The sequence below is a fragment of the Pseudomonas sp. FSL W5-0299 genome, from assembly GCF_005930655.1.
GTDB lineage: Bacteria > Pseudomonadota > Gammaproteobacteria > Pseudomonadales > Pseudomonadaceae > Aquipseudomonas > Aquipseudomonas mandelii.
In genome coordinates this window covers 1-523 of record NZ_RXHX01000110.1, presented here as the reverse complement: position 1 = coordinate 523, position 523 = coordinate 1, and the positions used below count along the sequence as shown (strand labels likewise).

The window sequence follows — 523 nt, the reverse complement described above, 5'->3', positions numbered from 1 at the left end:
GCCGTTAGCTTCAAGGTGCTGGATCCACTTCTTGCAGCATCCACAGTTAGCGTCACGATGGACGTCGATCGTCAGCGACTCTGCTGCATGACCAACTGAACTGATAAACAGAGCCGCGAACGCAGCGAGGCGAAGTGCCCGACCGGGACGAAGAAAGTTATTTCGCATGGGTATGCTCCTTCCCATCAGCGTGGGTATGAGTTTTTGGCTGAACGGCCGGAGTTGCAGGAGCGTCATGTGAAGCCTCCAAAACCTGAGGATGGGCGTGTTTGGTACTTTCATCCTGAGAAGGCGCTGCGGCCGCCTCATGGGCATGGGCGCTGTTTCTCTCGCCATGATGGTCGCCTGCTTCGGCTATCTCTTCGGCTGCACCCGCATCATGATGCCCCGCGACAGCCCCTTTTTGGCCCTCATGCTGGCCTTCATGGTTATGCATTTTGCTCTCGCCGCCACCGTGTTGATGACCACCGCTGCTGGTTGCTAGAGCGTTGTATTGCTCTGCATCCAATGAAGGCAGCTGTTG

General features: G+C 56.6%; 2 pseudogenes. Both read right to left on the bottom strand.

Features of this window, described 5'->3' with window-relative positions:
* Positions 1-237 (bottom strand): annotated as a pseudogene (locus tag FHL16_RS34690) (DUF411 domain-containing protein); the annotation flags it as partial.
* Positions 158-523: pseudogene (locus FHL16_RS34685) on the bottom strand (c-type cytochrome); the annotation flags it as partial. The pseudogenes FHL16_RS34690 and FHL16_RS34685, both read right to left, overlap by 80 nt.